The sequence below is a fragment of the Faecalibacterium sp. DFI.5.82 genome (genome assembly GCF_029076575.1).
Lineage (GTDB): Bacteria > Bacillota > Clostridia > Oscillospirales > Ruminococcaceae > Faecalibacterium > Faecalibacterium duncaniae.
The window spans coordinates 1-302 of sequence record NZ_JARFIS010000732.1 but is presented as its reverse complement, the minus strand read 5'-3'; the positions used below and the strand labels follow the sequence as shown (position 1 = coordinate 302).

Annotated in this window: 1 protein-coding gene; it reads left to right on the top strand. The window is 60.9% G+C overall.

Translation table 11 applies throughout. The features are described 5' to 3' along the window. Positions 1–101: 101 nt before the first annotated feature. A partial coding sequence (locus tag P0G09_RS18665) for a hypothetical protein (protein ID WP_342760567.1) occupies positions 102–302 on the top strand: 201 nt, incomplete at its 3' end.

Below are 302 nucleotides of genomic sequence, written 5' to 3'. Positions count from 1 at the left end.
AGAAAAAGAGCATCATCTTCGGGCTGGGCTACATTGAAAACCCGGTCCGGTAAAAATTCAGCGCTCCCGGCATCATCAACAAAGCCCGGGCCGAGGCCATCATGGCCCGCTATGCCACCGACGCACAGGTGGATGCCGCCCGCAGGGCACTGGCCGACTACTGGCAGGAGCTGCTCTCGGGCTGGCAGCTGACCTCCGGCGAGGAAACGCTGGACCGGATGGTGAGCCTGTGGAACCAGTATCAGTGCATGGTCACCTTCAACATGAGCCGCAGTGCCAGCTATTACGAGAGCGGCATCGGC